Origin of the sequence: Mesotoga sp. HF07.pep.5.2.highcov (genome assembly GCF_003666285.1) — a bacterium.
In the GTDB taxonomy this organism is placed as follows: Bacteria; Thermotogota; Thermotogae; order Petrotogales; family Kosmotogaceae; genus Mesotoga; species Mesotoga prima.
The window spans coordinates 1-5,450 of sequence record NZ_JFHJ01000298.1; the positions used below are offsets into that span (position 1 = coordinate 1).

The 5,450-nt window shown below is 46.7% G+C and carries 5 protein-coding genes; all 5 read right to left on the minus strand.

Going from position 1 to position 5,450, the window contains the following annotated elements; genetic code table 11:
* Positions 1-560: phosphate uptake regulator PhoU (locus tag BG32_RS06310; protein ID WP_147434855.1), on the minus strand; the 560-nt coding region annotated here is incomplete at its 3' end.
* Positions 550-1,368, minus strand: a complete 819-nt coding sequence (locus BG32_RS06315; RefSeq protein WP_049794041.1) for an NAD(+)/NADH kinase — start codon at positions 1,366-1,368, stop codon at positions 550-552. The genes BG32_RS06315 and BG32_RS06310, both read right to left, overlap by 11 nt.
* A 147-nt stretch (positions 1,369-1,515) precedes the next feature.
* A complete protein-coding gene (gene ruvB / locus BG32_RS06320; protein ID WP_006492778.1) occupies positions 1,516-2,565 on the minus strand; it encodes a Holliday junction branch migration DNA helicase RuvB in 1,050 nt (349 codons plus the stop codon).
* An 8-nt stretch (positions 2,566-2,573) separates the two neighbouring features.
* The gene (gene asnS, locus BG32_RS06325; protein ID WP_121526579.1) at positions 2,574-3,872 is read right to left on the minus strand and encodes an asparagine--tRNA ligase; all 1,299 of its coding nucleotides are present in this window, start codon (positions 3,870-3,872) and stop codon (positions 2,574-2,576) included.
* A gap of 87 nt (positions 3,873-3,959) precedes the next feature.
* The coding region (locus BG32_RS06330) for an S-layer protein (protein WP_121526580.1) at positions 3,960-5,450 on the minus strand (1,491 nt) is incomplete at its 5' end.

Sequence of the window (5,450 nt, forward strand, 5' to 3'; positions counted from 1 at the left end):
ATCATCATAAGGTCAAACGCCCTACCAACAACCGAAGGCGATTGCTCGCAATAACGAATCAGATCAGACTTCACCTCTTCTTGCATTCGATCAATAGCGTCATCGCTCTTACAGAGCCTCTCTGCTTCAGACAGAGATGGTTCAACGAGATTGTCTATTGCTCCCTTAGTCATAATCGAGACAGATTCAAACATAGACTTCATCTTGTCGTAGTATCCGATAGGCGGTCTCTTCGAAAGTGAAAGACTTGTCTCGCAAATGAAGACACACTTATCACCTATTCTCTCCAGGGCACTGACGATATTCATTGAGAGCGTCAAAAGCCTCAGCTCTTTGCCAGTTGGAGTCAATATACCCGTTAGACCAATTATCATTGCCTGCAGCTCCACCTGATGGTAATCTATCACAGAATCGGAATATATCACATCTCTCGCCTGGTGTTCATTTCGCTCTAGTACTGCGACCATTGTCTTGTTGAAGATGCTCTGGACATACCTGGCCATTCTCAAGATCTCGATTCTCAAATTACCTATTCTTTCAAGGCCTACTTTAGATATCATCCTTAAGCCGACCTCCAAAAGCGAGCCTTCTCTTGAGCAAAGCGACGAAATCGAAGCTTCCTTCCCTGAGAAGAGTCACCTTTCTATCTGAGAGTGAAACTTCAATGGTTTCCCCGGTCCTCAGTTCAGAGACGAGCTCCCCATCCACATAGGCTTCTAGAGGAAAGCCCTTGTCTTGTTTCACTTCCATTCTCACTTTTCTAGAGGCTCCTATGACTATCGATCCAACGAAGGGATTATGGGGGCATATTGGCGTTATCTGGAAGCAATTGGCCTCGGGATCAACAAGTGCGCCGCCCGCCGCCATCGTATAAGCAGTGGAGCCCGTATTTGTGGCAAAGATTATGCCATCGCCTACGACTTGGTAGCTGCTTTGCCCTGATATTTCTACTGACAAGGAGACAGTCCTGCTTGGTGTTGAACGCTCGACGACGCAATCGTTGAGAGCATATCTTACGGTTCCATCAAGGCTTATCTCCATTACATTCCTATCGACACCATCGAGTTTTCCCTCCTGCAAAAGGTCGAGGGCCGTATGCAGCATGCTGAGTTCAAAGGCAGCTAGGAATCCGACACTACCAACTCTGAAGCTCATGATGGGAAGATTGTTGAGAACAGCCATCTGTACTGCCTCGAGGACCGTTCCGTCTCCCCCAAACGTAAGGATGACATCCTGCTCCGGAACGGAACAGGAAGCACGATCTTCGCAGAAGGAAGTATCGATCTTATGTAATTCTATCTCTCTTGAAAGCCAGTCAAGCATCTCGGCGGAGATTCTGGTTCTGTTGTAGAACACTGCAGCCTTCATAACTCTCACCCCGCGATAAATGAAGGAAAACTTTCTCCTAAGCAAACTCTGAAAATGCTCTTATAAAACAAAAGATTATCCAGCAAAAATGGCCTTGTCGACTTACAGGTTCCGGTATAGATGGGCCTGTCCGAAGAAACAGCCATCCTATTCCTCTACCTCTTCTCTATGATCAGCGTAGTTCCAGAGCGGAGTATTTCTTCCCTCAAGGGGGAGGCCGAGGTGCCTGTATGCCTTTTCCGTAACCATCCTTCCCCGACTTGTCCTTACGAGGAATCCACTCTGAAGTAAGAATGGTTCATATACTTCGCTTATTGTTTCCGGCTCAATTCCTAGCGAAGCGGCAATGGCCTTTACACCTGCAGGTCCGCCGTTATAGCTTTCAATGAGAATCGATAAGAGTTTTTTGTCCATTGAATCGAGTCCTTCCGAATCTATTGAAAGCAGAGTCATTGCCGATTCAACGGTCTCCATGGTGATTTCGCTTTCACCTTCAACGGTGACGATGTCTCTTACTCTCCTTAACAGCCTATTTGCGATTCTTGGGGTACCTCGCGACCTTCTTGCGAGCAGAAGGGCTGCATCGTCCCGAATCGAAGTCCCCAAAAGGGTGGCAGAGCGTAGAATAATCTGCTTTAGATCCCTGTCCGGATAGAACTCCATTTCGAGTATCATACCGAACCTATTTCGAAGAGGAGCCCCTATGAAACCGCTTCTCGTAGTTGCACCAACTAGAGTGAAGGGATTCAGATCGAGACGTATAGATCTCGCGCTTGGTCCCTTACCAATCATTATGTCAAGCTGAAAATCCTCCATAGCCGAATACAGTATCTCTTCAACGCTTCTGTTCAGTCTGTGAATTTCATCTATGAAAAGCACATCGTCTCGCTCCAGGCCGGTTAGAATTGCGGCCAGATCTCCTTGCTTCTCTATGACAGGTCCTGAAGTAACGTATATCTCAGATCCCAGCTCGTTAGCGATTATATGGGCAAGAGTAGTCTTTCCCAGTCCCGGGGGGCCGGCCAGCAGTGTGTGGTCAAGGGCTTCACGCCGTACCTTTGCAGCCTCAATCGCCACTCGAAGCCTTTGCCTTATCTGGTTCTGACCAATATACTCCTGTAGAGTCTTAGGCCTAAGACTCTTGATTGAATTATCCTCTTGTACCTCGCCGGGCGTAAGGAAGCGTTCTTCTCGCATATAACCTCCTAAGGATGAATCCTGTAGAGCGTTCTTGCAAAGGGTATCGCTTCTCTGATGTGTTCAAGACCTGCAATCCATGCAACAATTCTTTCGATTCCCATACCGAAGCCGCTGTGTGGAACCGTACCATAGTCTCGCAGGTCGAGATACCAGTCGTATGATTCGACATCGAGACCATACTCCTGTATTCTTTCGACAAGCAAGTCGCGGTCGTGAATTCTCTCAGAAGCCCCGATTATCTCTCCATAGCCTTCTGGGGCCAGCATGTCATCACATAGGACTACTTCCGGTCTCTCGGGATCGGGCTGCATGTAGAAGGCTTTCATCATTCTTGGGTACCGTTCGACAACAACCGGTTTTTCGAACTCATTTGCAATTGCCGTTTCTTCATCGCCTCCGATGTCGTCTCCCCATTTGATATCGAACCCCTTCTTTACCAGAAGCTTTATTGCCTCGTCATAGGTTATTCTAGGGAATGGAGTCTCGATCTTCTCTAGTCTCGACGTATCTCGTCCAACAGAGCGAAGATACTCTCCGGCTCTTTCGAGAGTTTTCTTAACGACATAGGTGACGAGATCCTCCTGAAGCTTGATATTATCGTCGTGCCCGTAATACGCGACTTCTGCTTCGTTCATCCAGAACTCTATGAGATGTCTTCTTGTCTTTGATTTTTCTGCTCTGAAAGTTGGTCCAAGATTATAGACCTTTCCAAGAGCCATAGCGGCCGCTTCAAGGTAAAGCTGTCCCGTCTGCGCTAGATATGCCTTTCCATAATCGAAGTAGTCTATTTCGAATGTATTTCCGGCGCTTTCTCCAATTGACCCGGTGAATATCGGGGTGTCTACCAGGACAAAGCCCCGATCATTGTAAAACTCTCTGACGGCACGTATTATCTCATGACGAATCTTAAGAACATGGGTCTGCCGCTGAGTCCTCAGCCAAAGATGCCTGTTGTCCATAAGAAAATCAATCGAGTGGTCAGGCTTGTTAATTGGAAAGTCCTTTTCGGGGATCTGAACTATCTGAACATCTTCTACCAGTACTTCGACACCGCCGGGAGCTCTTTCCTCGGCCTTTACAAGACCGGTGACTATAAGGCTTGACTCCATTTTCAAGGAGGCCGCAACCTGAAAGACGCTCTCGGGCACGCTTGACTTCTCTACGATTGCCTGAACGAATCCGGAACCATCCCTCAAGAAGAGGAACTGGATCTTCCCACTCGATCTTTTTCTTCTCAGCCAACCCCTGATCTGTACGTGTTCATTTATGTGTTTACCTAGTGAAGAAATCTCTGCGACTTTCATAAGCACCTCCAGCAACAACTCGTCAGCTTCAATTATAGCAAAAACCCGGGGTTAAACCCCGGGTCAATCATTACGAAAGCTATTCTACTATATTATTCCTGAATCAATAAGAACCCATATGGATATTCCTAGAGCAGCAAGCGAACTTACTGTAGAGAGAATCAGCCAGGGTGAAGTCTTTTTCTGAAGTGCTTCAACATCCTGTTTTGTGGCGGCGTCAACAGTGGCCTTGTTGATCTCGGCTACTCTTTCCGAGAGATTCACAATAACAGGCTGAGTCTCAAGGTCGCTAATTTTGAGGTATCTTTCAAGATTGACTACCGTTGTGTTTAGCCTCGATTCTAGTGAATCCGCTCTGGTCTTCAGTGCCTTGATCTCACTTTCGTTCTTTCCTAGCTGTGTGTTAACCGTATCCATTCCAAGAGAGATTCTGGAAAGACTCGCGTCGACGGTCACGTTAAGCATATCCATATTCTCATTAATCCTTGCCTCGAGATCACCGATGCTAGCCTGTGTTGCAGCAAAGTTCTTCGACTGCTGATCGGTAAGAGCGTTGAACTTGGAATTCAGAGCGTTAAGGTCGCTCCTGAGAGTGGATACAGTGCTAACCGAAGACTTTAGAGAAGCGAGTTCATTTTCATGGATAGTAACGATTTCGTTTATCGCATTGATGCTTCTTTGGAGATTTCCAATATCGCTCTTGATAATTCCGGTTTCAGAAGCGAAGTCGTCTCTCAGGGTTTGGAGATCCTTATACAACACTTCGCTGGAGTTTTTAACCTGCGCAAGCTCGTCGATCCCAGCATAAAGATTCAAGTTTGCCTTAAGGTCGGTCTTGGTCACGTAGTTCTGGAGATCTCCGATTTTTGCGTAATCCGAAGAAATCGCGTTCACTCTTGCCGAAAGATAATCAAGCTTATCAATCGCCTCGGTAGGAAGCTTCACATTAGCAATCTGATCTTCAAGAGAAGAGATCTTGTTCTGGAGATCTCTCACGCTCAGGACATCGCCAGAAAGTGTCGTCATTGATTCCTTGATCGATGCAATTTCGATTGCATTTGCAGATGCCCTGTTGATTATTGTGCTGAGTTTGGCATCATAGTCACTTAACGATGAAGACAATGACCTTACAGTTGAATCAAGAGTCGAAATAGCCCTTTCGTTTGAAGAAATACTGCTCTGTATCATACTTACGTTGCCACTGAGTGTGTCAACTCTTCTAACGGCATCGTTGACCTTTGATTCCATAACCGTGAGATCAGACATGCTGTTCTGTACATTCTGTACATCAAGAGCAAGCATGTCCAGCTTTTTGGTGGTCAAGGAAAGATCTTCAACGAATTTCATGATCTGCTGTCTGAGTGATTCGACAGTGCTCTGAGATACACTCCCGTTTGTAGAGATTCCCAGAGAGCTAATTCTGTTTTCGAGAGCGGTTATTCTCAGCTGTAGATCCATGGTGTCGATAAGTCTTCCGGTGGAATCCGTCAAAGCCAGTTCCAAAGCTTCAAGTCTTGACATAACCGTACCATCTACCGCTCCGTTCTGGGGGACGGTACCCTGCCTGGCGAAGTTCAG